This is a genomic window from Kitasatospora sp. NPDC089913, assembly GCF_044748625.1.
Taxonomy (GTDB): domain Bacteria; phylum Actinomycetota; class Actinomycetes; order Streptomycetales; family Streptomycetaceae; genus Kitasatospora.
Window position 1 is genome coordinate 43,531 of sequence record NZ_JBIVGI010000014.1, and the last position, 23,636, is coordinate 67,166.

At 74.2% G+C, this 23,636-nt stretch carries 21 protein-coding genes and 1 pseudogene; 12 read left to right on the forward strand and 10 right to left on the reverse strand.

The window, feature by feature from the left end; translation table 11 throughout:
- The first annotated feature begins 223 nt into the window (after positions 1-223).
- The 3 genes from ACIPYS_RS21830 to ACIPYS_RS21840 all read left to right on the forward strand — a co-directional run bounded on the left by ACIPYS_RS21830 (position 224) and on the right by ACIPYS_RS21840 (position 3,059).
- The gene (locus ACIPYS_RS21830; protein WP_400748374.1) at positions 224-928 is read left to right on the forward strand and encodes a molybdopterin-dependent oxidoreductase; all 705 of its coding nucleotides are present in this window, start codon (positions 224-226) and stop codon (positions 926-928) included.
- Complete coding sequence (locus ACIPYS_RS21835; RefSeq protein ID WP_400748377.1) at positions 918-2,156, forward strand: Dyp-type peroxidase; 1,239 nt, start codon at positions 918-920, stop codon at positions 2,154-2,156. The genes ACIPYS_RS21830 and ACIPYS_RS21835 overlap by 11 nt, the downstream gene beginning before the upstream one ends.
- A gap of 234 nt (positions 2,157-2,390) precedes the next feature.
- The gene (locus ACIPYS_RS21840) at positions 2,391-3,059 is read left to right on the forward strand and encodes a hypothetical protein (RefSeq protein WP_400748380.1); all 669 of its coding nucleotides are present in this window, start codon (positions 2,391-2,393) and stop codon (positions 3,057-3,059) included.
- Positions 3,060-3,198: 139 nt separating this feature from the next.
- Here the strand turns inward: ACIPYS_RS21840 and ACIPYS_RS21845 are convergent, their stop codons facing one another.
- A complete protein-coding gene (locus ACIPYS_RS21845; RefSeq protein WP_400748383.1) occupies positions 3,199-3,834 on the reverse strand; it encodes a hypothetical protein in 636 nt (211 codons plus the stop codon).
- A gap of 271 nt (positions 3,835-4,105) precedes the next feature.
- On the opposite strand from ACIPYS_RS21845, the gene ACIPYS_RS21850 reads away from it, so the two are divergent.
- Positions 4,106-5,053 (forward strand): helix-turn-helix transcriptional regulator, encoded by a 948-nt coding sequence (locus ACIPYS_RS21850; protein WP_400748386.1) that lies wholly within the window; start codon positions 4,106-4,108, stop codon positions 5,051-5,053.
- Positions 5,054-5,111: 58 nt separating this feature from the next.
- Here the strand turns inward: ACIPYS_RS21850 and ACIPYS_RS21855 are convergent, their stop codons facing one another.
- Positions 5,112-5,615 (reverse strand): metallophosphoesterase, encoded by a 504-nt coding sequence (locus ACIPYS_RS21855; RefSeq protein WP_093858622.1) that lies wholly within the window; start codon positions 5,613-5,615, stop codon positions 5,112-5,114.
- A gap of 142 nt (positions 5,616-5,757) precedes the next feature.
- On the opposite strand from ACIPYS_RS21855, the gene ACIPYS_RS21860 reads away from it, so the two are divergent.
- Entirely contained in the window at positions 5,758-6,465 is a 708-nt protein-coding gene (locus tag ACIPYS_RS21860) for a GNAT family N-acetyltransferase (RefSeq protein WP_400748389.1), read from the forward strand.
- A gap of 47 nt (positions 6,466-6,512) precedes the next feature.
- Here ACIPYS_RS21860 and ACIPYS_RS21865 read toward each other — a convergent pair whose 3' ends face one another.
- Positions 6,513-6,806, reverse strand: a complete 294-nt coding sequence (locus ACIPYS_RS21865) for a hypothetical protein (RefSeq protein WP_093858620.1) — start codon at positions 6,804-6,806, stop codon at positions 6,513-6,515.
- Between the two features lie 162 nt (positions 6,807-6,968).
- Between ACIPYS_RS21865 and ACIPYS_RS21870 the strand changes: the two genes are divergently transcribed.
- The gene (locus tag ACIPYS_RS21870) at positions 6,969-7,568 is read left to right on the forward strand and encodes a phosphoribosylanthranilate isomerase (protein ID WP_400748393.1); all 600 of its coding nucleotides are present in this window, start codon (positions 6,969-6,971) and stop codon (positions 7,566-7,568) included.
- A gap of 98 nt (positions 7,569-7,666) precedes the next feature.
- On the opposite strand, the gene ACIPYS_RS21875 is transcribed toward ACIPYS_RS21870, so the two are convergent.
- The gene (locus tag ACIPYS_RS21875) at positions 7,667-9,691 is read right to left on the reverse strand and encodes an ABC transporter ATP-binding protein (RefSeq protein WP_400748396.1); all 2,025 of its coding nucleotides are present in this window, start codon (positions 9,689-9,691) and stop codon (positions 7,667-7,669) included.
- A gap of 818 nt (positions 9,692-10,509) precedes the next feature.
- Here ACIPYS_RS21875 and ACIPYS_RS21880 point away from each other — a divergent pair.
- Positions 10,510-12,210: a carbohydrate binding domain-containing protein gene (locus ACIPYS_RS21880; RefSeq protein ID WP_093858617.1), complete on the forward strand. Its 1,701-nt coding sequence runs from the start codon at positions 10,510-10,512 to the stop codon at positions 12,208-12,210.
- Between the two features lie 105 nt (positions 12,211-12,315).
- Here ACIPYS_RS21880 and ACIPYS_RS21885 read toward each other — a convergent pair whose 3' ends face one another.
- From ACIPYS_RS21885 to ACIPYS_RS21910, 6 genes and pseudogenes are all read right to left on the reverse strand, one after another.
- Positions 12,316-12,738, reverse strand: coding sequence for a molybdopterin-binding protein (locus tag ACIPYS_RS21885; RefSeq protein ID WP_093858615.1), 423 nt, complete (start codon positions 12,736-12,738; stop codon positions 12,316-12,318).
- Positions 12,739-12,885: 147 nt separating this feature from the next.
- On the reverse strand, positions 12,886-13,362 hold the full coding sequence (locus ACIPYS_RS21890) for a molybdopterin-dependent oxidoreductase (RefSeq protein ID WP_093858614.1): 477 nt from the start codon (positions 13,360-13,362) through the stop codon (positions 12,886-12,888).
- Positions 13,363-13,516: 154 nt separating this feature from the next.
- A complete protein-coding gene (locus tag ACIPYS_RS21895; protein ID WP_400748401.1) occupies positions 13,517-14,470 on the reverse strand; it encodes a hypothetical protein in 954 nt (317 codons plus the stop codon).
- A gap of 99 nt (positions 14,471-14,569) precedes the next feature.
- A pseudogene (locus ACIPYS_RS21900) lies at positions 14,570-15,012 on the reverse strand (peptidylprolyl isomerase).
- 17 nt (positions 15,013-15,029) lie between these two features.
- Positions 15,030-15,803, reverse strand: a complete 774-nt coding sequence (locus ACIPYS_RS21905; protein ID WP_400748404.1) for a DUF2278 family protein — start codon at positions 15,801-15,803, stop codon at positions 15,030-15,032.
- Positions 15,804-15,968: 165 nt separating this feature from the next.
- Complete coding sequence (locus ACIPYS_RS21910) at positions 15,969-18,029, reverse strand: phosphocholine-specific phospholipase C (protein ID WP_400748407.1); 2,061 nt, start codon at positions 18,027-18,029, stop codon at positions 15,969-15,971.
- 223 nt (positions 18,030-18,252) lie between these two features.
- Between ACIPYS_RS21910 and ACIPYS_RS21915 the strand changes: the two genes are divergently transcribed.
- The 5 genes from ACIPYS_RS21915 (at position 18,253) to ACIPYS_RS21935 (ending at position 23,457) form a co-directional block, all read left to right on the forward strand.
- Positions 18,253-19,236, forward strand: a complete 984-nt coding sequence (locus tag ACIPYS_RS21915; protein WP_400748410.1) for an aldo/keto reductase — start codon at positions 18,253-18,255, stop codon at positions 19,234-19,236.
- 320 nt (positions 19,237-19,556) lie between these two features.
- Entirely contained in the window at positions 19,557-21,269 is a 1,713-nt protein-coding gene (locus ACIPYS_RS21920; RefSeq protein WP_400748413.1) for a glycosyl hydrolase family 8, read from the forward strand.
- A gap of 259 nt (positions 21,270-21,528) precedes the next feature.
- On the forward strand, positions 21,529-21,864 hold the full coding sequence (locus ACIPYS_RS21925) for a hypothetical protein (RefSeq protein ID WP_400748416.1): 336 nt from the start codon (positions 21,529-21,531) through the stop codon (positions 21,862-21,864).
- 277 nt (positions 21,865-22,141) lie between these two features.
- A complete protein-coding gene (locus ACIPYS_RS21930) occupies positions 22,142-22,585 on the forward strand; it encodes a nuclear transport factor 2 family protein (protein ID WP_400748419.1) in 444 nt (147 codons plus the stop codon).
- A complete protein-coding gene (locus tag ACIPYS_RS21935) occupies positions 22,582-23,457 on the forward strand; it encodes an NAD(P)H-binding protein (RefSeq protein ID WP_093858606.1) in 876 nt (291 codons plus the stop codon). Before ACIPYS_RS21930 ends, ACIPYS_RS21935 begins: the two co-directional genes overlap by 4 nt.
- Positions 23,458-23,636: the final 179 nt, after the last annotated feature.

Consider the following 23,636-nt stretch of genomic DNA (forward strand, 5'->3'; position numbering starts at 1 on the left):
CGGGCCGGGGGCGGCCCCGTTCCTCCGGGACGGGGCCGCCCCGCACGTGCGACCTGGGCGATCGTCCAGTCCGGACGGCTCCGGCCGGTGTGCCGCTCCAGTCGTTCCCGCCGGGCGGCGTTGGTGAAATACGGGGGTCGATCCGTCGAGGACACCGGCGGCTTGCGGGACTCGTCCCTCCTGGCGCCGGCGGCCGCGCACGTCCGGAAGGAACCCGAACCCCGTGATCCACCGCTCCGCCCGCGCCACACGTCCCGCCCGCCCCGCCCGCCGAGTCCTGCTCGGCCCGGCTCTCGTCCTCGCCCTGTGCGCCACCGGCTGCGCGGCCTCGTCGGGCACGCCGACGGTCACCGGCGCGCCCGCCGGAACGGTCACGAGCACGGGCACCGGCACGAGCACGGGCACCGGCACGAGTACCGGCAGCGTCACGAGTACCGGCACCGGCGCCGCGTCGTCCGCCCCGGCCGTGCCGCTGAAGCCGGGCGAGGTGCGGGTCTCGGGAGAGGTGGACAAGCCCTACACCCTCACCCTGGCCGACCTGCGCAGAATGCCGCTGGCCTCCGTCACCGTCACCTACACCAGCGCGAAGGGACAGCAGACGCACAGCTTCGACGGCGTGCCGCTGCACACCGTGCTCAGCGCGGCCGCGCCCCGTTTCGACACGAGCAAGAAGAACGGCGCCCTGCGCGGCGTGGTGGCGGCGACCGGGGGCGGCGACTACCGCGCGGTGTTCGGCTGGGCCGAGCTCGACCCGGGGTTCGCCAAGTCGCAGGTGCTGGTGGCCGTCTCGCAGGACGGCGTACCCCTCGACGACAACGCCGGGCCGAGCCTGGTGGTCCCGCAGGACACCAAGGGCGGGCGCTACGTCTCCGAACTCGACCGGCTCTGGGTGGGCACCGTGGACCAGGTGGTCGACGGTGGCCGCTGAGCCCGGCGCCCGGCCGGTGGACGGCACCGCCGCGCGGGCGGTGGGGCGGCGGGCGCTGCTGGGGGCAGGAGGACTCGCGGCGCTCGCGGGCGGCGGGGTGCTGGCCCTGGCTCCGGGCGGCGGCGCCCCCGGCCCGCCGGCACCGGCGGTCCGGCCGGGCGACGGGAGTGCGGTACCCTTCCACGGGCCGTACCAAGCAGGAATCCTGACGCCACGTCAGTCCAATGCCCGACTGATCGCCCTCGACCTGCTCCCGGGCGCCGACCGCCCTCGGACGGCCGACCTGCTGCGCGCCTGGAGCGCCGCCGCCGAGCGCCTGAGCAGGGGGCGGCCCGACCCGGGCGACGCCGCACCGGCCGGCGATCCCGCCTCGCTCACGGTCACCTTCGGCTTCGGGAGCACTCTGTTCGACCGGCTCGGCCTGACCGCCGACCGCCCCCCGGCGCTCGCACCGCTGCCCGCCTTCCCCGGGGACGAGCTGGACCCGGCCCGCGGCGGCGGGGACCTCTTCGTCCAGATCGCCGCCGACGACCCGCTCGTCGTGGTCCAGGCCCTGCGGACCGTCCGGCGACTGGCCCGGGGCACCGCCGGCACCCGGTGGCTGATGGCGGGCTTCACCGGCGGACCGGGCTCCGCGACCCCGCGCAACCTGATGGGCCAGCCCGACGGGACCGGGAACCCGGACCCGGCCGACCCGGCGCAGCGGTCCCGGATCCTCCTCTCCGGACCGGGCACGCCGGCCTGGCTCGTGGGCGGCTCGTACGCGGTCGTCCGGCGCATCCGGATGCTGCTGGACCACTGGGAGGGGCTCCCGCCGGAGCACCGGGAACAGGCCGTCGGCCGCCGGGTCGCGGACGGCGCTCCGCTCACCGGCGGCACCGAGCACACCCCGGCCGACCTCGACGCCGCCCGCCCCGACGGCGTGCCGGTGATCGCGGCCAACGCCCACATCCGGCTCGCGGCGCCCGCCTCCAACGGCGGTGCGACCATGCTGCGCCGCAGCTGGTCGTACTTCGACGGTCTGCGCCCGGACGGTGCCCCCGACGCCGGGACGCTCTTCGTCGCCTGGCAGAACGACCCCCGGAGCGCCTTCGTGCCCGTGCAACGACACCTCGCCCGGACCGACGCGCTGTCGCGGTACGTGGTGCACGAGTCGTCGGCCGTGTTCGCGGTGCCCGGCGGAGCGGAACCGGGGGACTGGGTGGGGCGGGCGCTGTTCGCACCCTGACCGTCCGGCGGCCCGTTCGGGTGGGGCCCCGGCCGAGGGACCGTCATTCGGGGCGGGACCGAAAGGGTGAAGGACGTCTTCGCAGGTCGTACCGGGTGTCGCGGCGCGGCGTGATGGCGTGTCACCGACCTCTCGGGGCGTACGGAGTTGCGCGGCCGGGCGGTCCGGGGCTCGGTGGAGATGTCAGACCCCACGGTCCGTGACCCGGACCTCGTCTCCGATCGGAGCCTTTCCATGCGCAGTGCCCAGACCCGTGTCGCCCGTCTCGCCGCCCTCGCCGTGCCCGCCGCCCTCGGGCTGACCCTGCTGACGGGCGCTCCGGGCATGGCCCGGCCCGCCGCCGCGCCCGGCCTCGACGCCGCGGCCCAGCAGGCCGGGGTCCTTGGCGCGCTCGCCGGGGTGACGCAGCCGGCCACCGAACTGGTCGCGCTGGCCGCGAAGTCGCCGGACGGCACGGTGCCGGAGGCGGACGCGACCCGGCTGCGGACCGCGGTCGGCGCGGCGATCGACAAGCTGCAGGCCGCGCTGCCCGCGGCCGCCCCGGCGGCCCCGGTCGCGGCCCCCGGGCTGCCCGTCACTCCGCCGGTCGGCGCCCCGGCCGAACCGCCCGCCGGGGTTCCGGCGGTCCGGGCGCAGGCCGCCCCCAACGACCTGGTGGCGACGGCCGCCGCGAACCTGAGGAAGTCGGTGGACCAGCTGGCGGCCCCGGCCGCCCCCGCCACGACCCCGGCCGTGGGCACCACCGTCCTCCCGGCGCCCGCCCCGGCCGCGGTGCCCGCGGCCCCGGCCGAGCAGGTCGTCAAGGACACCGTCAACCTGGTCGCCGCGACCGTGCTCGGCGGCACCGCCCTGCCCAAGCCGGATCTGGCGGGTCTGCCCGCGCTGCCGGGCGCGACGGGCTGAGCCGCGGCGCGCCCGACGGTCGGGCCGGTGACTGATTGACCGTCACCGTGCCTGAAGCGGAGGTCCGTCGGGCCCGCCCGCCCGGTCCTGGCTCCGCCCCGGCGCGCCCGCCGGGCCGGAGGCCGGGCACCCGGGGCTGTCAGTCTCCGGACCGGAGCGCGCCCGCGCCGACGCGGACGGCCGTGCTGCTCGCCGTCGCACCGGAGCCCGCGGTGGTGCTGGAGCCCGCGGTGACACCGGAGTCGGCCGTGGTGCTGGAGTCGTCCGTGGCAATGAAGCCCGCCGTGGTGCTGGCGTCCGCTGTGCCGTCGGCACCGGTCCCGCCGCCGGCCGCACGGGCGAGCGCGGTCTCCAGCCGGCGCACGGCCTCCTCGGCGTCGGCGAGTTCGGCGGGGGAGGGGACGACGGTGCCGAAGGACGACAGCCGGTCGGCGGGCAGCGCGCGCCAGCGCAGGACGGGGGAGAGCGCGGTGGCGGCCTGGGCCAGGTACCAGGCGAGCGGGCCGTGGATGCGGGCAAGGCCGATGGCGAGCACGGCGAGGGCCTCGCGCAGCCGCTCCAGCCGGTCGATGACCGGCAGCCGCTCCTGCGTTCCCGCCGCGCCGACGGCCTCCGCGAGTCCGCTGGCGGTCTTGCGGGCCAGCGCCGCGTCCTCCTCGGCCGGGTCCCACAGGCCCTCGCTCAGCTGGCGATCGGCCTCCGCGGTGAGGTGCGCGATCTGCGCGCACATACCCGCCTCGGCCGGCGGGGGGCGGTAGGTGGTGTGCGGGAGCATGTCGTACCTCTCGTCGGGAACGCCGGGGAGGGGAGGGGAGGGGAGGGGAGGGGAGGGTGGACCGCGGGGAGCGGGCGGACGCGGAGCAGGGGAGCCGTGCCCTCCCAACGGTGCGGTGCCGACGGCTCCGCGCACAGCCCCGGGAACGAAGCTCCCCGAGCGGGCACGGCCCGGGAACGAACCGGCTCCCCCGCCCATCGGGCGTGCGGTGCCCGTACGGTGGCACCCGGGTAGGCTCGGGGAGAGCACGGGACGACCGGTGGTGGTGCGGGTGGAGTTGTTGTCGTTCGAGAGCGCGAACGTGGGCGAGACGGAGGAGTTCCTGTCGTCCGCGTACACGCCGATGAAGATCGGCGGGCCCGTCCAGGACGCCCGGGTACGGATCAGCCGCCGCGCTGCCGGTCAGGTGGCGATGGACCGGCTCGACTTCGGTTACACCATGGCCTACGACGCGGCCGACCTGGGCCGGGTTTGCCTGATCAGCATGCACGGCGGCACCCTCGCCGACCTCACCGACGGCCGCGAGGAGGTGTTCGGGCCCGGCGAGACCTTCCTCCTCGCCCCACCGGACCGGCCCTACCGGGGCGAGGTCCGGGCCGCCCGCTACACCATCGCCCTGTTCGACACCGCGTTGCTGGAGGCCGTCGCCCCCACGGGTCCCGGAGCGCGCCCGCCGCGGCTGACCGCGGGCCGGCCGGTCGACGGGGCCGCGAACCGCCGACTCGCGGCCACCATCGCCTACGTCCGTGACCACGTCCTCGACGATCCGGCGGCGTGCGAGAGCGAGCTGCTGGTCGGCACCGCGGCCAGGCACCTGGCGGCCGTCACCCTCGCCGCCCTGCCCAACAGCACCCGCGACACCGGCCGCCCGGCCGACGGCGCCGACGCCACTCCCGGCACCGTGCGCCGGGCGGTCGCCTTCATCGAGGCCAACGCCGACCGGGACATCGGCCTCGCGCAGATCGCCGCCGCCGCGTACGTCACCCCGAGGGCCCTCCAGTACGCCTTCCGCCGGCATCTGGACACCACCCCGCTGGCCTTCCTGCGGCGGGTCCGGCTGGACGCCGCGCACCGCGAGCTGCTCGCCGCGGATCCCCGGAGCACCACGGTGACCGAGATCGCGATGCGCTGGGGCTTCGCCCACCCCGGACGCTTCGCCGCGCACTACCGCGACGCCTACCGGACCGCTCCGGGCACCACCCTGCACCTGCCCGCGTGAGCGTCCGCGGACGGCGGTGCGCCGTCCGCGCCGTCGGTGCCATCGGCTCGGCGGCGGCTCAGCGGCGGGGCGGCAGGCGGTGCAGCCGCACCTCGGTGAGCCGCCCGTCGTCCAGCCGGGCCGTGAGGTAGGTGGCGAAGGGCTGGCTGCGCCGGTCGGTCGGCGAGCCCGGGTTGAGCAGCCGCAGGCCGCCCGGCGCGAGGCTGTCCCAGGGGATGTGGCTGTGCCCGAAGACGAGCACATCGGTGTCGGGGAACCTCTCCTCGCACCGCCGCTCCCGGTCCCGGGCGGGGCCGGTCTCGTGCACCACCGCGAAGCGGAGGCCCTGGAGCCGGACCCGGGCGATCCCGGGCAGTTGCTCCCGGAGCGCCGCCCCGTCGTTGTTCCCGTGCACGGCGACCAGCCGCTCGGACCGGGACCGGAACAGGTCGAGGGTGGCGGTGTCGACCCAGTCCCCGGCGTGGAAGACGACGTCGGCCTCGTCGAGGGCGTCGAGCAGCGGCGCCGGCAGCGCCCGGGCGCGGGTCGGGAGATGGGTGTCGGAGGTCAGCAGGAGTCGCATCACGGTGGGAACGACCGGAGCGCGCCCGGGGCTCCGGGGTCGCCCCGGGAACCACCCGGTCGGCGTCCCGTGCCCGGTGGGCCCACCCGGCCCCCGAACCGGGTCCCTTGCCCCCGGCGGCGATCGGGGTGATCCTTCGCCCATGGAGATGCCGCCGCGAGTGATCGAGCTGGACGACCTGACCCTGCGCCGTTTCGACCCCGAGGGGGACCGTGCGGAGCTGTTCGAGGTCATCGACGCGGCGCGGGCGCACCTCAGACCGTGGATGACATGGGTCGACGAGCACGACCCGGACCGGACCGCCGAGTTCCTGGCGCGGCGCGAGGAGGCCTGGGAGGCGGGCCGGGACTTCACCTTCGCGGTGGTGCTGGGGGGAGCGATAGTCGGCGCCTGCCAGTTGTTCCGGCGGGAGGGCGGCCCGGGCGGGGTGATGGAGATCGGCTACTGGCTCCACCCGGCGGCCACCGGGCGCGGTGTGGCGACCCGGGCGGCGGGCGCCCTGGTCGCCGAGGCCTTCCGGTTCCCGGGGGTGGAGCAGGTCGAGATCTCCCACGACCCGGCCAATCGCGCGAGCGGCGCGGTCGCGGCGAGGCTGGGTTTCACCGAGGACCGCCGCCGCTCGGCCGGCACCGGGGAGGAGCTGGTCTGGCGGCTGGGCCGCAGGGAGCGTGCGGTCCAGGAGGGCGCGGTCCGGGCGGCCGTGGTCGGGTCAGGTGCGGTCGGGGCGGGCGCGGTTCAGTCGGGCATGGTCGAGGAGGGCATGGTTGAGGAGGGTGTGATCGAAGAGGCTGTGATCGAAGAGGTTGTGACCGAGGACAGGAAATCTTTCGGTTCTCACCCGCCGAAGTGACGGCGTCTCACCGGCGGGTGCAGAAGATCTTCCGGTGGGGTGGGGTGTCAGACGGCGGAACTGCTGGCCGGGTGGCGCTCGGCCCCGGCGCCCTCCTCATTGGTCCGGCACACACCGCAGGTGTGCCAGTCGGACCGGTCCAGGCCGGACCGGTGCGGGGCGAGGGTCATCTCGGAGGTGTCCAGCCCGCACAGGGTGCGGGGACCGCAGACGCCGGAGGCCTCCGCGGGCGCGGCGTGCGCGCGGCGCACCGGGCCCTCGGAGCCGGTCGGGGTGAGGCCGGGCCCCGGGACCCGGGCATCGGTCGGTGCGTCAGATTCCAGTACGACAACGGTGTCCATCCCCCCACCGTTCCCGTCGGGCCCCCGGGCCGCACCCGCACGTGGCATCCGGACCAACCGGCCGGACGACGGCCGCCGGACCCCCGGGGCCGGGGGTGCGGGCGCCGGTCCCGGCACCGGTACTACGCTGGCGGTGCCGTCCAGTAGGGAGTCCCCGGGAACATGTTCGTGAAGATCTGCGGTCTGAGCACCGCTGTGGATGTGGCCGCGGCCCTCGCGGCCGGTGCCGACGCGCTGGGCTTCGTGCTGACCGAGAGCCCGCGCCGGGTGGAGCCCGGGCTGGTGCGGGAGTTGGTGGCGGCGGTACCCGAAGAGGTGCTGACGGTGGCGGTGTTCCGGGAGGAGCCGGCGGAGTACGTGCGCGCGGCGGTGCGCGCCGCCGGCGTCCGCGCGGTGCAGTTGCACGGAAACCACCCGGCGGGTGCTTTCGCGGAGCTGTCCGACCTGGGACTGCCGTTGGTCCGGGCCACCTCGGCGGCGAGCGCGGCCGGGGCGGACTGCGGGGACTTCGGTGAGGACCTGCTGCTGCTCGACGCGCCGGTGCCGGGCGCCGGGGAACCGTGGGACTGGGCCGAGCTCGGCGCCCGCCCGCCGGCCGGGAAGTGGCTGCTGGCGGGCGGTCTCGGCCCGGCGAACGTCCGTGCCGCCATCGCGGCCGCGAACCCGTGGGGCGTGGACGTCTCCAGCGGGGTCGAGGTCCGGCGGGGGGTCAAGGACCCGGACCTGATCGCCGAGTTCCTCCGCGCCGCCAAGTCCCGCTGAACCCCGCGGGCCGGCCCCGACACCGGGCGGGCCCGCCCGGTGTGCGCGAGCGCCCGGGCCGGGGCGGCGGGTTCCGCCGTCCCGGCCCGGCCACGCCGTCATCCGGACTGCCCGGGCTCCTCGCTTACCCCGGGCTCCTCGCTCGCCCCGGCCTGCTGCGGCTCCCCGGACTCCCTGGACTGCCCGGCCTTCCCGGACTGCCCGGCCTCCCGGGAATCCCCGGGTGCCCGGGTCCGCTGGGCCGGCAGGCCGGTGCGTTCGTTCTGCAGGTCCCACAACTCCCTGAACCGCCCGGCACCGTCGGCGACCAGCTCGGCGAAGGTGCCCTCCTGCAGCACCCGGCCGTTCTCCAGCACCACGATCCGGTCGGCGACGGCCACGTTGGTGAGGCGGTGGGTGACCAGGACGACCGCGCGCTCCCTGGCGACGGCCCGCAGGTTCTGGAAGATCCGGTGCTCGGCGCGCGGGTCGAGCGCGGCGGTCGGCTCGTCCAGGACGAGCAGCCCCGCCTCGCGGTGGAAGGCCCGCGCGATGGCCAGCCGCTGCCACTGCCCGCCGGACAGCTCCTCGCCGCCCATCCACTCCACCGCCAGCAGGGTGGACAGGCCCCGGCGGAGCTTGGCGACGACGTCGGAGGCCCCGGAGGCGTCGGCGGCCCGCAGCACCGCCGCGTCGCCCTCGGCCGTGGGCTGGCCCAGCGTGATGTTCTCGCGGCAGGTCATCGGCCAGCGCGCGTAGCCCTGCGGGACCACGGCGACCTGGCGCCACAGGGCGTGCGGGTCCAGTTCGCGGGTGTCGCGCCCGTCCCACCGAACCGCTCCGGCATCGGGCAGGTAGAGACCGGCCAGGAGCTTGGAGAGAGTGGTCTTGCCGGAGCCGTTCTCGCCGACCAGGGCGAGGATCTCCCCGCGCTCGACGTGCAGGCTCACCCCGTCCAGTGCCTTGCGGTCGGCGGCGGGGTAGCCGTAGCTGAGGTCCTCCACCGCGATCCGCTCCGGTGCCCCGGGTGTTCCGGTGCCGCGCTCGGGCCGGTGGCCGCCGGCGGTGTCGAGGAAGTTCGACCAGTCGTCCAGGTACATGCCGGTGCGGAACAGATCGGCGCCGTAGCCGACGATGCCGCGCAGGCTGGTGCCGACGGCGGCCAGCGCGAACACCGCGGCGCCGCCGCGCGGCAGGCTCATCCGGCCGGTGCTGACCAGCCACAGCATCGCCGCCCAGACCAGGGCCGTTCCGAGCCCGGTGGCCGCGGCGCCGACCACCGACACCCGGGCGCTGCGCCGCGCCGCCTGTCGCGAGCCGGCGTCGAGCCGCCGTCCGACCTCGTCGTACTTGCTGAGCAGGAACTCGCCCATGGTGTCGGAGCGGACCTGGTCGGCGTTGCCCTTGAGATGGATGTACCAGCGCAGGTTGGCCATGATCCGGCGGTCGGCGATCGCGGCCCGGTTGGCCAGGAACTGCACCCGGGCGGCGTGCACCGACGCGATCCCCTGCGGCAGCGCCGCCAGGACCAGCAGGGGGAGCAGCGCGGGGTGGAGCACCGTCAGCACGCCGGCCGCGCCGAGCAGGGAGGCGAGCGCGGCGAGCAGGTTCTGCGCCTCGCCGACGATGTCCACGCAGACCTCGGCGCCCCGGTCGGCGGCCTCCAGCTCGTCGTTGTAGCCGGCGTGGTCGTAGGCGGTCAGCTCGGCCGCGACGGTGGCGCGCAGCACCGAGGCCTCCGCCTCCCGGGAGATGCGCGGCGACAGGTGGATGGTGATGGACTGGACGGTGATGCCCAGCAGGGACCGGGCACCGGCGGCGGCCGCGATCACGAGGATCGACGGTGCGGCGTGGGCGAGTTTGGTGCCGACCTGGCCGGGGCCGAACAGGGCGGAGATCGTCCCGGTGGTCGCGAACAGGCCGGCCGCGCCGAGGACGGCGGACACCGCCTGGCAGGTGAGGAGCAGGGCGACGGAGGCGCGGTCGATGCGCCAGCCGAGGCGGAAGGCGCGGACGACGAGCGCGGGCAGCCGGCGGGCCATCGCGCTGACGCTGATCGCCTCGATCGCCTCGACGCGGCGCCCGTCGGCGAGCCACTGCAGTTCTTCGTCGGAGGTCCCGGCCGGGGCCGTCGTGGCGCTCAAGCGTTCGCCCCCGTCCGCGGTGCGCGGGCGGCGGACGGCGCGGTGACGGCCGGCGGGACGGGCTGGACGGGCTGGACGGGCGGAGGAGTCGGGGGCAGGGCCGGCGGGACGGTCGGGGGAGCGGGGACGAGCGGGAGGTGGATCGCCGGGGTGGGGTGACAGGCCACGGGGCCTCCAGTCGCGGAGCGGTGCGCGGACGGGCGGGAGTACCTGGTCCGGCCATGGCGGAGCAGCACAACTCGTCTGCCAGAAAGACGAGTTGGTGAGTCCGGTGCGGTCGGGGTGGGGTCCGATGATGGTGCTGTTCGAGTGCGGCGTTCAAGCGGATCGCCCTCCGGGCGAGCCCGGGTCGAACAGGGACTTTTCGAGCACTGCCGCTGTGCTCGGGGCCGCCCCGCGCCGGGGGCGGACGGCGTGTCGGGCGGCCGTCCGCGAGCCGGGGCGGCCGTCGCCGGATTCACTCGTTCGGATGGTCGGACGCCGGGGCGGTTTGCCGCCCCGGCGCGCCCGGCAGGCCTGACGGGGCGTCGGTCCTCGTGCTCGTGGCGGCCGCCGGTCCGGCCAACTCCCGGTCGTCCCACCGGGAGTCCGGCTCCGGGGGCGGCCCCGGCGGAGCACCCGGCTCCGGGGGCGTCCCGACCGCCTTCCTAATTGGTCCAGACCCTCGCAATTGGTCCAGACCTATTGACGTGTCCGGCCGCCCCTCCTACGATCCGGACCGGCACAGCCCCACATGTCCCCCCACCTCACCCAGAGCCGGGCGTCACGCCCCCACGCGTCGGTTTCGTCCCTGGCGCTCGGCGGGAAGGGAGCACAGCATGTTCCGTCGAAGGTCGCGCACTCCGGATCCGCAGCCCCGGGTCACCCTGGAACGCGCAGCCCGGACGTACCGGACCGGCGGTGCCCGGACCGGATCGGGCGCGGTGAACCGCTCCCTCGCGCTGATCAGCGCCGCCGCCGTGATCGGTGCCGGCCTCGTCGTGGCCGGCAATGTCACCGCCGGGGCGGCGGTCCCCAACCTGCTGGCCAACCCCGGCTTCGAGAACGGCCTCTCCGACTGGACGTGTTCCGGCGGCTCGGGCGCGGCCGTCGGCAGTCCGGTGCACTCCGGCTCCTCCGCGCTCAAGGCCACGCCGGCCGGCTCGGACAGCGCCCAGTGCACCCAGACCGTCAGCGTGCAGCCCAACTCGCAGTACACGCTGAGCGCCTACGTCCAGGGCAGCTACATCTACCTGGGCGCCACGGGTACGGGCCTGAGCGGTGCCCAGTCCACCTGGACGCCGAGCAGCGCCTCCTACAGCCAGCTCAGCGTCGGTTTCAGCACCGGTCCGAGCACCACCTCGGTGACGGTCTTCCTGCACGGCTGGTACGGACAGCCCGCGTACCTCGCGGACGACGTGGTGCTCAGCGGCCCCGGCGGCACCACCACGCCTCCCACGACGCCGCCGACCACTCCGCCGACGACGCCTCCCACGACGCCGCCGACCACTCCGCCCACCACTCCGCCCACCACCCCGCCGACGACGCCTCCCACGACGCCGCCGACCACGCCGCCGACCGGTGACACCTGCCCCACCAAGCCCCGCCCCGCGGGCAAGGTCCTCCAGGGCTACTGGGAGAACTGGGACGGCGCCTCCAACGGCGTGCACCCGGGCATGGGCTGGGTCCCGATCACCGACAGCCGGATCGCCGCGCACGGCTACAACGTCATCAACGCCGCCTTCCCGGTGATCCTCTCCGACGGCACCGTCCTGTGGCAGGACGGCATGGACGCCGGCGTCAAGGTGTCCACCCCCGCCGAGATGTGCCAGGCCAAGGCGGCCGGCGCGACGCTGCTGATGTCGATCGGCGGCGCCGCCGCGGGCATCGACCTCGGCTCCAGCACCGTCGCGGACAAGTTCGTCGCGACCGTCGTCCCGATCCTGAAGAAGTACAACTTCGACGGCATCGACATCGACATCGAGACCGGCCTCTCCGGCAGCGGCAGCATCGGCACGCTGTCCGCCTCCCAGTCCAACCTGATCCGCATCATCGACGGCGTGCTCGCCCAGATGCCCGCGGGCTTCGGTCTGACGATGGCCCCCGAGACCGCGTACGTCACCGGCGGCAGCGTCACCTACGGCTCGATCTGGGGCGCCTACCTGCCGATCATCAAGAAGTACGTGGACAACGGCCGCCTGTGGTGGCTGAACATGCAGTACTACAACGGCAGCATGTACGGCTGCTCCGGCGACTCCTACCAGGCCGGCACCGTCCAGGGCTTCACCAAGCAGACCGAGTGCCTGAACAACGGCCTGACCATCCAGGGCACCACGATCAAGGTGCCCTACGACAAGCAGGTGCCCGGTCTGCCGGCCCAGCCCGGTGCGGGCGGCGGCTACATGGCGCCCGGCCTGGTGAGCCAGTCGTGGGGAGCCTTCGGCGGCGCGCTGAAGGGGCTGATGACCTGGTCGATCAACTGGGACGGCTCGAAGGGCTGGAGCTTCGGCGACAACGCGAAGTCCCTCCAGGGCCGTTGACGCACCGCTGACACGCCGTCGGCGTATCGACACGCCGCCGGCGCACCGGCAACGGCAAGGGCCCCGGGAGCACCTGATGCTCCCGGGGCCCCGCCGTCGTCCGGATCAGACGGTGGCGAGGGACAGCTCGGTGGCCTTGATCAGCGCGACCACGGCGGAGCCGGTGGCCAGGCCCAGATCGTTCACGGCGTCCCGGGTGACGGCCGCGGTGAGGACGCTTCCGCCCTCGACGGTGACGTTCACGGTGGCCATGGCGGCGCCGGCGGTGATCCCGGTGACCGTGCCGGGGATCCGGTTGCGGATGCTCAGCCCGGTGACCGGCCCGGTCGCCAGCGAGACGTCGGTCGACTTCACCATCGCGTGGACCGCGCTGCCCTCGGCGAGTCCGAGGTCCTTGACGGCGTCGACGGTGACGGCCGCGGTGACCTCCTGACCGCCGTCCAGCCGGGCCTTCACGGTGGCCATCGCCTCGCCCGTGGTGACGGAGGTGACGGTACCGGGGATCTGGTTGCGGATGCTCAGGCTCATGGCGGCAGACCTCGTACTATTGCTGGGAGCAGGGCTTTCACCTGCGGGTATGCCCGAGCCTAGAGCGAATTCGCCGCCGCTGTGCGAGCCCGGTCGCAGCTGCCAGGCCGGCCTTGGTGATCACCTGGCAGAAGCGCCCGGGGCCGGTCACCGCCCGGCGGCGCCGACCCAGATCTCGGTGACGGCGCTGATGTAGCGCGCCCCGCAGTGGTCGGCGGGAACCACCAGCTGCGGGCCGGTGGAGTCCAGCGGGGCGCCGTCGACGCTGGTGGCGAGAAGGATCTGCTGGCCGCCGAAGTCCGGGTCGATCTCGGCCCAGGACAGGACCGCGAAGTGACCGTCCGCCCCGGTGACGGTCAGCAGGTGGCGCAGGCGCTGCTTGCGGCCGCGGAGGTCGACCTGCGGTTGGGCCTCACGGACCACGTCCCACAGTTTCGGCCCTTCGAAGGAGTGGTTCTGCTCGCCCTCGCGCAGGCAGTCGTAGCTCACCTCGACCCGGTGGGTCCGCCGGGCCCGCAGCTGGGCGACCGTCAGTTCGAGCGGCTGGTCCAGTCGGCCGTGGAACCGCACGACGGCCGGTGCGGCGGGCACGGTCGGTGCGGCGGGTGCGAGAGGTCTGCTCACAGGGCTCCCTTCGGTTCCGCTCGGCGCGGCTCGGGCGAAGAGATACCCGTATCGCTCGGCAAATACCCGGGCAATCATGCGTTTGGGTCGGCAGATGCGAGCCAAGGTGCTGCTTCCCCCTGGTGGATGCCGCCAGTGTGAAAGCCCGGGCGGGTCAGTCGAGCAGCGCCCGAAGGGCCAGGCCGATGTAGAGGAAGAGCAACGGGATCGCGAAGCCGCCGTAGACGGCGGGCAGGATCGACTCGGGCCCGCCGATGCCGACGCCGGTGAGCAGCGGGCGGATCCACAGGAAGAGGAAGGTGGCGAGGACGGGGACGGCGGTCTGGGCGAGCGGGCGCCAGGCCAGGTCGTGCAACTGGTCCGCCTCCGCCGCGACGGACAGCGGCAGCACGAAGCAGACGAAGAACAGGCCGAAGAACAGCAGCAGGAAGAGGCGCATGCCGCCGATCGTGGTGCCGGTGTCGACGTGCGGCGAGAGGTCCGTGGTGCGCACCAGGGGGCCCAGCTCGGGCGCCGACGGGGCCCACAGGACCTGCACCCGGTCGTCGGTCCGGGGCTCCTCGGCGGTGTCGGCGCCCCGGGCCGTGATCCGGCTGCCGTCGGGGAGGGCGAGCTCCAGATCGGAGTCGTAGTGCGTCACCACGCCGTCGGAGTCCTCGACCGCCTCGGCGTCCGTCACCCCGACCACCGTCGCGGTGGACAGCACCGCGCCCGCGTTCTTGATCGCGCGCACGTCCTCGCCGCCGTCCATCGCGCTCAGGGCGGCCGGGAGCGCGGCCGCGAACGGCAGCAGCAGGAGGACAGCGGCCACGCGGACCCAGACCCAGGGCGCAGCGTCGAAGGTCAGTGGCACCCGGGACCGCAGCGGGCGGGCGTCCTTGGACAGGGAGACCCGGCGGTGCTTGCGCCGGGTCCACATCCGGACGGCCTTGGCCGCCCACAGCGCAGCCACCCGCAGCCAGAGCAGGGCTATGCCGATCCGGGCGAGGGTGTCGAGCGTGGTGAGCGGCTGGCGGGTCCCGCCGCCGAGGCCGAAACCCCACCCGATCGCGACGGCCAGGACCGCCCACGCTCCCACCGCGCTCACCCGCGCCACCCAGACCAGCACGTGTCCCCACCGCCCCCGATGTCGATCATCCGGGCGGGATCCTCCCACACGCAGGTTTCGGGCGCGCGGTACGGGTGGGACCGCAGGGGCGGGAGCCGGTCAGCGGGTCTCGACGACGACCTTCTCGATCACGACGTCCTGCACCGGCCGGTCCGTGCGGGGGTCGGTCTCCGAGGTGGCGATCGCGTCGGCGACCCTGCGGCCGGCGTCGGTGGTCACCTCGCAGAAGACGGTGTGCTTGCCGGTGAGCCGGGCGGTCGCTCCGACGGTGACGAAGGACCGGGAGCCGTTGGTGCCCGGGCCGGCGTTGGCCGTCGCGAGCAGGTAGGGCTCATGAAGCGCTCGACGACCCGGTGGAGGACCGTGCCGTCGGACAGCGGCTCGGTGCTCCGCTGTCCGGTCCCGGGGTCGGTCCAGTCCCGTTCGCCGGTGGCGAGTTCCACGAAGTTCTCGACGGTCTTGGGGGCGTGCTCCGGGAACAGCCGGATCTCGATGTCACCCTGGTTGGTCCTCGGCGTCGCGTACAGCTGTTCCGCCGTCACAAGTCCCTTGCCGAGTCCTACTGGTGCCGCCCGGTCCCAAGGACGGACGGACGTCGGACCGGGTGCCCGGCGGCGTCGGTGTCCAGGCTCTGGGTGTTGAACCTGATCTGCCAGACGACCACCCGCCCGTCCGCGAACTCGCAGACCACGGCGCCGTCCTGCCACACGCCGTCGGTGTCGTACCACTGACTGCCCAACGGGTCGCCCTGGTTGAGGTGCACATCGTGGACGCCGCGGCCGGTGGTGAAGCGCTGGCCGAAGACGTAGATCCGGTCGGCGGAGCGGACCAGCGGCTCCAGCACGTCGAGCGCGTTGTCGCCGTCGCTGGCCACCCAGGGGTGCACGGCGACGGGACGCCTCGGCAGTCGGTGGAGCAGCGCCACCAGCCGGTCGACCACGGTCGGGCCGAACGCGGGCGCGCCCACGGGCTGCTTCTGCAGCAGGGCGACCACCCGCAGCACCAGTCCCCGGAGGGTGCGCAGCCAGTCGGGGTCGCGGAGCAGTGGGCTCCGGGCGTAGTCGAGCGCACCGGAGGCGGGCGACGGGTCGAGCGGGTGGAAGTCGGGGGCCAACTGCCGGAGCGCTCCCAGGTCGGAGCGGTACAGACCGTCGACCAGCCGGTAGGAGACGCCGACGCTGCCGGGCGCGTCGACGTCGAGGGCGGCCTCGAAGGCGCCGGCGGGCGTCGACAGGGTCAGATGGCCGTGGTACCACTGGCCGAAGTCGTGCGAGGGGTCGCGGGAGAAGTCCTGGAAGGTGCCGACGGCCACGCCGTACAGGGGAAGGGGCATGGCCCAGGTTCGCACGGCCGGGGCGCGCGCACGGCGAGGCGCGGCCGGGCGGTGCCGGGCGCGGGAACGGCCCGGCCCGGGCGCACCGGAGTGCGGGGCGCCCGGGTCGGGCCACGGGGTCGGGCCGGGCTCGTCAGGTGAGGCGTCGGGCTCTGCGGGTGGGGCTCAGTAGGTGAGCAGGCCCGGGTCGGAGAGGCCGGGGGCGCCGGTCTCGACGTGGCCGGCGAGGCGGCGGACGAAGTCGGCCGTCACGGAGGAGGTGACGGTGACGTCGTACCAGTTGCGGCAGCCGCGCAGGTCGACGGTGTACCCGACGGTCGCGCCGCGGCGGACGGTGACGGTCTGCGGGGCGCCGCCGTAGGCGTTGGCGACGGTGAGGACGGCGTCGGCGCCGGCGGGGTTGGTGAAGGTGAGGTCGAGGTTGCCGGTGGTCGGGTTGTGGCGCGCGGTGACCTCGGGCCCGGCGGTCTTGCCGGGGTTGCGGAAGCGGCGCAGGAAGCCGTTGGGGCCGTGCACGGTGAGGTCCGTGACGCCCTTGGAGTAGGTGGTGTTCCAGGCGTCGGAGATGTTCTTGCCCGCCTCCGCCGTGTAGGTCCACGGGCCGTCGGTGCGGTTGGGCGAGGTGACCAGGAACTGCGCGCCCGCGGCCGCGCCGCCGCTGAAGGTCAGGCGGTACTTGCCGGTCGAGATGTCGGCCGAACCGTCCACGTAGGGCGCGTACTTGAGCGGACGGGTGGGCTTGGCGCCGGCCTCCTGCTTCGGCATGGTGCCGACGGCGGGCGGGGCGGGCACGTAGTCCGGGTGCCGGTTGCCGTCCTGCGGGCGGTAGCCGGTGGTGGACGGCAGGACCGCGGGCGCCGGGTCGGCGGCGGTGAAGTCGAAGGCGGTGGTCAGGTCGCCGCAGATCGCGCGGCGCCAGGGCGAGATGTTGGGCTCCAGCACCCCGAAGCGGCGCTCCATGAAGCGGATGATCGAGGTGTGGTCGAAGGTCTCCGAGCAGGTGTAGCCGCCGGTGCTCCAGGGCGAGACGACCAGCATCGGCACCCGCTGGCCGAGGCCGTAGGCGCCGGCGCCGTAGCCGATGCCGCCGCCGTAGTAGTCGGCGCCGGTGGCGACGGTCGACAGCCCCTGGGAGGCGGAGGAGGGCGGGAACGGCGGCACCACGTGGTCGAAGAAGCCGTCGTTCTCGTCGTAGGTGATGAACAGCGCCGTCCGGGCCCACACGTCGGGGTTGGAGGTCAGCGCGTCCAGGACCTGGGAGATGTACCAGGCGCCGTAGTTGGCGGGCCAGTTGGGGTGCTCGGTGAATGCCTCGGGGGCGGCGATCCAGGAGATCTTCGGGAGCGTGCCGCCCTGCACGTCGCGGCGCAGCTGGTCGAACAGGCCGTCGCCCGCCTTGGCGTTGGTGCCGGTGCGGGCCTTGTCGTACAGCGGGCTGCCGGGCTTGGCGTTGCGGTAGTTGTTGAAGTACAGCAGCGAGTTGTCGCCGTAGTTGCCGCGGTAGGGGTCGCTGATCCAGCCCCAGGACCCGGCGGCGTCCAGGCCGTCGCCGATGTCCTGGTAGATCTTCCAGGACACGCCGGCCTTCTCCAGCCGCTCGGGGTAGGTGGTCCAGCCGTACCCGGCCTCCTGGTTGCCGAGCACCGGGCCGCCGCCGGTGCCGTCGTTGCCGGTGTGGCCCGTCCACATGTAGTAGCGGTTCGGGTCGGTGGAGCCGATGAACGAGCAGTGGTAGGCGTCGCAGAGGGTGAACGCGTCGGCGAGCGCGTAGTGGAACGGGATGTCCTGGCGGGTCAGATAGGCCATCGTGGTGGCCGTCTTGGCGGGCACCCACTGGTCGTACTTGCCGTTGTTGAAGGCCTTGTGGCCGCCGGCCCAGTCGTGGTTGAGGTCCTGGACGAACTGCATGCCCAGGTTGTTGACCTGGGGGCGGAACGGCAGGATCTCCTTGCTTCCGCTGTCCTTCTGGTACCAGACCGGCTTGCCGCTCGGCAGGGTGACCGGCCGCGGGTCGCCGAAGCCGCGCACGCCCTTCATCGCGCCGAAGTAGTGGTCGAACGAACGGTTCTCCTGCATCAGCACGACGATGTGCTCGACGTCCTGGAGAGTGCCGGTGGCGCCGGCCGGGGCGATCGCGGCGGCCCGCGCGATGCTCTGCGACAGCGACGAGAACGCGGCGGTGGCGCCCGCAAGTTGGAGGAAACGGCGCCGAGTCGGCTCAGCCATGGGTGGGAGACCTCTGCCTGTGATGGGGGGTGGAGGAACGGTGCCTGAAGAGGACAGCGGGTACGGGGTACGTCCGGGCCGACCGCCGGTGTCCGGTTGCTGTACGTCAGAAGAACGCCTCGACTTGTATGGACATCCTGGGGCGCCGCCGGGTCGGCCGGGCCGCGCCGCACCCGATGGTGGGTGCACGGCGGACCGGTGGGGGCTGTGAGAGGGTCGGTACATGGAACAGCGCGTTTTGGGCCGCACCGGCCGGCCCGTCTCGGTGGTAGGACTCGGTACCTGGCAGCTCGGTGCCGACTGGGGCGACGTCCGGGAGGAGGACGCCCTGGCGGTGCTGGACGCCTCGGTCGAGGCCGGCGTCACCCTCTTCGACACCGCCGACGTCTACGGTGACGGCCGCAGCGAGCAGCTGATCGGCCGCTACCTGAAGGACCGTCCGGACGCGGAGGTGTTCGTCGCCACCAAGTTCGGCCGCCGGGCGGAGCAGCGCCCGGAGCACTACACGCTCGACAACTTCCGCTCCTGGGCCGACCGTTCGCGATCGAACCTGGGTGTGGACCGGCTCGACCTGGTGCAGCTGCACTGCCCGCCCACGCCGGTCTACTCCGCCGACGAGGTGTACGACGCGCTCGACACCCTGTTCGCGGAGCAGCGGATCGCCGCCTACGGCGTGAGCGTGGAGACCTGTGCGGAGGCGCTGACCGCGATCGCCCGCCCCGGGGTCGCCAGTGTCCAGATCATCCTCAACGCCTTCCGGCTGAAGCCGCTGGAGCAGGTGCTCCCGGCGGCGGCCGCCGCCGGGGTGGGCATCCTGGCCCGGGTGCCGCTGGCCTCCGGCCTGCTCTCCGGCCGGTACACCGCGCAGACCCGGTTCGCCGCCGACGACCACCGCACCTACAACCGGCACGGCGAGGCCTTCGACCAGGGTGAGACCTTCTCCGGGGTCGACTACGCGACCGGTGTCGAGGCGGCGGCCGCGTTCTCCGAGCTCGCCCCGGTCGGCGCGACGCCGGCGCAGACGGCGCTGCGCTGGATCCTCCAGCAGCCGGGCGTCACCACCGTCATCCCGGGTGCCCGGAGCCCGGAGCAGGCCCGCGCCAACGCGGCCGCCGCCGACCTGGAGCCGCTCCCGCCCGCCACCCTCGCCGCCGTCCGCGAGCTCTACGACACCCGTCTCCGCCCCCAGGTCCACGCCCGCTGGTGACCACCTGCTGGTGAACGCCCCCCGCCCGGCCGCCCGGTCCACATCCGGGTCGCCGGGCGTTTCCCTCCCCGTCGGATCAACCGGGGCGCCCCGGCCGCCGCCTCCGGGCGGGGTCGCGGGGGCGTGGGGGGCGAGATCAAGTAAGGGATCTTTCCTAACTCGTCCCGCCATGCTCCCGAAGCGGTGCCGACGCTGTCAAGGGGCCCATCGACGGCTTCCCCGGGCTGGTCGGCCGGGGCCGGGGTGGCTCGCGACTTCGATAGGAAACTTTACTAACAAGGTTATTGACTCGATCATCCGCGGCCCCACATAGTCCCGCCATGTCCTTTACCAAAAAGAGAAGTTGGGCCGTCCTCGCGGCGGCCGCCCTCACCGGGGGCCTGATCACCGGCCTGACCGGACTCTCGTCCGCGACCGCCGCCAGCCCCAACCTCGCCCTCGGCAAGGCCGTGACCGTCTCCTCCACCGAGGCCTCCGGCCTGGAGGGCGGCAAGGCCGTCGACGGCTCCGGCACCACCCGCTGGGCGAGCGCCGAGGGCGTCGACAACCAGTGGATCCGGATCGACCTCGGCGCCGGCACGTCCGTCGGCCAGGTCGTCCTGAAGTGGGAGGGTGCCTACGCCAAGGCCTACCGCGTCGAGCTGTCCGACGACGGGTCGACCTGGCGCCAGCTCTACAGCACCACCGCCGGCGACGGCGGGACCGACACCCTCACCGTCTCCGGCACCGGCCGCTACCTGCGGGTCTACGGCACCAAGCGCGCCACCTCGTACGGCTACTCGCTGTACGAGGTGGAGGTCTACGGCGGCGCCGGGACCCCGACCCCGACGCCCACGCCGACCACGCCCACCCCCACCACCACGACGACCCCGCCCGGCGGCGGTGCGGCCGTCCCGTTCGGCACCCACTCCTTCCCGTACGCGGCGGGCACCATCACGGTCTCCGGCGACCGCGCCGCCAACGACGCCAAGGTGGTGGACTACTACAAGAAGTGGAAGTCCGCCTTCGTCACCGCCAAGTGCGGCAACGGCTGGTCGGCCATCGCCTCGGTCGACGCGGACCACCCGTACGTCGCGGAGGGCCAGGGCTACGGCCTCACCATCCTGGCGACCATGGCCGGGGCCGACCCGGACGCCCGCGCCACCTTCGACCGGGTGCTGAAGTTCGTCCTCGACCACCCGTCCGTCAACAACCCCGACCTGCACGCGGCCGAGCAGGACGCCGGCTGCAAGAGCGTCAACGGCAGCGACTCCGCGACCGACGGGGACCTGGAGATCGCCTACGCGCTGCTGCTCGCCGACAAGCAGTGGGGCAGCACCACCGGCGGCTACAACTACAAGCAGCTCGCGGTGAAGCGGATCAACGCCATCAAGGCGAGCGAGGTCGTCCCCGGCACCAAGCTGATGAACCTCGGCGACTGGTCGGACGGCAACTACAACACCATGAGCCGCAGCTCGGACTGGCTCAGCGGCCACTTCAAGGCCTTCCGGAAGGCCACCGGTGACAGCGCCTGGGACGGCATCCTGACCGCCCACCAGAACCTCGTCACCCACCTGCAGACCAACTTCGCCCCCACCACCGGCCTGCTCCCCGACTTCGCGGTGTCGACCAACACCGGCAACCCGAAGCCCGCGGCCGGTCAGGTCCTGGAGAGCCCGCTGGACGGCGCCTACTCCTGGAACGCCTGCCGCGACCCCTGGCGGCTGGGTGTGGACGGCCTGACCACCGGCGACCCGAAGTCCCTCGCCGCGGTCCGGAAGATGAACTCCTGGATCAAGCAGGCGACCGGCGGCGACCCGGACCGGATCGCCCAGGGCTACAAGCTGAACGGCACGGTCGCCGAGTCCGGCTCCTCGGTGGCGTTCATCGCACCGTTCGCGGTGGCCGCGGCCACCGACACCGGGAGCCAGGCCTGGCTGGACGCGCTCTGGACCAAGATGAACTCGGTCCCGCTGGACCAGGGCAGCTACTACGGCTCCAGCATCCAGCTCCAGGTGATGATCGCCGTCACCGGCAACCAGTGGCTGCCGTAGCGGCCGACGGCGCTCGCTGAGCCGTCCCGCAGGCCGGGCCGGGTCCCCTGGAGCCCGGCCCGGCCATGGCGCTCGCGAGGCCGGCCGGCACCCCGCCCCGGCCTCGCGCGGGCGGCCCGCGCGGGCCCGGCCGGCGTCGGCCGCGGCGGTGGGGTCGACGGTGATCTCCCCCGCCCGGCCGATCGCGCGGTCACCCTTGAGGCCGAACTCGCGCCTTTACGGGAAGTTCACCTCGCGTTTGGTATTTAGACTGGTTTGCATGCTGCCTGATCATCGCAACCTTCTCGGTTCCGTCACCGCCACGCTGCGCGCGGCGGGGCTGCCGCTCGCCGACAAGGTGCGCGGGACCGGCGGCGCCACGGTCTCCGACGTCGCCCACGGCGTGGTCGTCTCCTGGCAGGCGGCCTGGCCCTCCAGTGCCTCCGACGCCTCCGGCGGTGTCGGCGGCGGTGCGACGCCTCCGCGCGGCGGCGCCGCCGTCCGCTCGCGGAACTTCCAGGAGACGCTCCGGGTCGCCGCGCTGCTGGCCGATGTCGGCTACCACACCGAGCACCTCGGTGACCGCGTGCTGGTCAACGGCCGCAACGGCGGCTGACCGGCTCCTCCGGGCCGCCCGGCCCCGTGCCGCCGTTCCGCCTGTTCCGCCTGTGTTCCATCTGCTCCGCCTGTTCCACCCGCTCCGCCTGTTCCGCTCGCTCCACCTGCTCCCGGCCCGGCCGGTGAAGGCGGCTGCCCTCCGGCAGCCGCCTTTTCGCGTTCCCGGGGCCGCGCCGGGTGCCCCGCCCGGTCCCGGTTTGCGATCCGGACCGGCGGTCCGTATCGTCCCCGGTGAAGCGGACCGCTGGTCCGCATTCAATCGGAGGGAGACACCCGTGACAGCCGTGCCCGAAACCGCCGGGACGACGCCGGAGGAGCTGTACCGCCACAGCCTGCGCCTGCTGCTCGACAAGGACATCGCCGGCTGGGTCGGCCTGTGGGCCGAGGACGGCGTCATGGAGTTCCCCTTCGCCCCGCCCGGACGGCCGACCCGGCTCGACGGCCGGCCCGCCGTCGCCGCCTACATGGCGGGCTACACCGACCACATCGACCTGCGCGACTTCCCCGAGCTGAGGATCCGCCGGACGGACGACCCGCAGACCGTGGTCGTGGAGATGCGCGGCGTCGGCCTCCTGGTCGGGACGGGCGCGCCCTTCGACATGCGCTACATCGCCGTGGTGACCGTCCGGGACGGCCGGTTCACCTCCTACCGCGACTACTGGAACCCGCTCGCCGTGCTGGAGGCCGGCGTCGACTTCGCCCCGGGGAGCACCCGATGACCGTCACCCCGTCCACCCTGGTCGTCGGCGCCACCGGGACCACCGGGAGCCGGACCGTCGCCGCGCTGGTCGCCGCCGGACACCGTGTCGGCGCCGCGAGCCGCCGCGCCGCCCCGCTGCCCGGAGCCACGGCGGTGCGCTTCGACTGGTACGACCCCACCACCTTCGACGCCGCCCTCGGCGACCACGACCGGCTCTACCTCGTCCCCCCGGTCGGCGAGCCCGAGCCGCTGCCCGTCATGCTGCCCTTCCTCCGGCTGGCCGTCGCCGCAGGCGTGCGCCGCGCCGTCCTGCTCAGCTCCTCGGCGGTGCCGGAGGGCGGCCCGGCGGTGGGTGCCGTGCACGCCGAGCTGCCCGGACTGTTCGAGGAGTGGGCCGTGCTGCGCCCCTCCTGGTTCCTGCAGAATTTCACCGGCGCGCACCCGCATGCCCGCAGCATCCGCGAGGAGGGCGTCGTCCGCACGGCGACCGGGAGCGGCCGGGTCGGCTTCGTGGACGCCGCGGACATCGCCGCCGTCGCCGCGCACGCCCTCACCGCCGACCGGGCACCCGACACCGACCTGGTACTGACCGGCCCGGAGGCTCTCGGCTACGACGACATCGCCCGGATCGCCGCCGAGTTCCTCGGCCGCCCCGTCGTCCACCGGCGGCTCGGCCGCGCGGAACTGGCCGCCGAGCTGACCAGGGGGATGCCCGCCCGCTTCGCCGCGATGCTGGCCGATCTCGACGGTGCCATCGCCGCCGGGGCGGAGGACCGCACCACCGACACCGTCCTGCGCCTCACCGGCCGACCTCCGCACGGCTTCCGGGAGGTGGCCGCGAGGGAGTTGCGGCCCCGGGGCGCCGCTCCGCAGGGCAGTCACCGGGGCTGACGGTTCGTCACAGTGTCTACGACTGAGGGTCAACCGGTCCTCCGTGACGGACGTCCCGCCGAGGACGGGGCCGGCGGGGCCGGGCAGGTCCCGCCGGTCGCCGGGGTGGCGACGGCTCTGCTGGTCCCCTGCGCGGTGCGGGAGGGCGGCCGCACACCGCGGTGAGGGTTCTCCAGCCC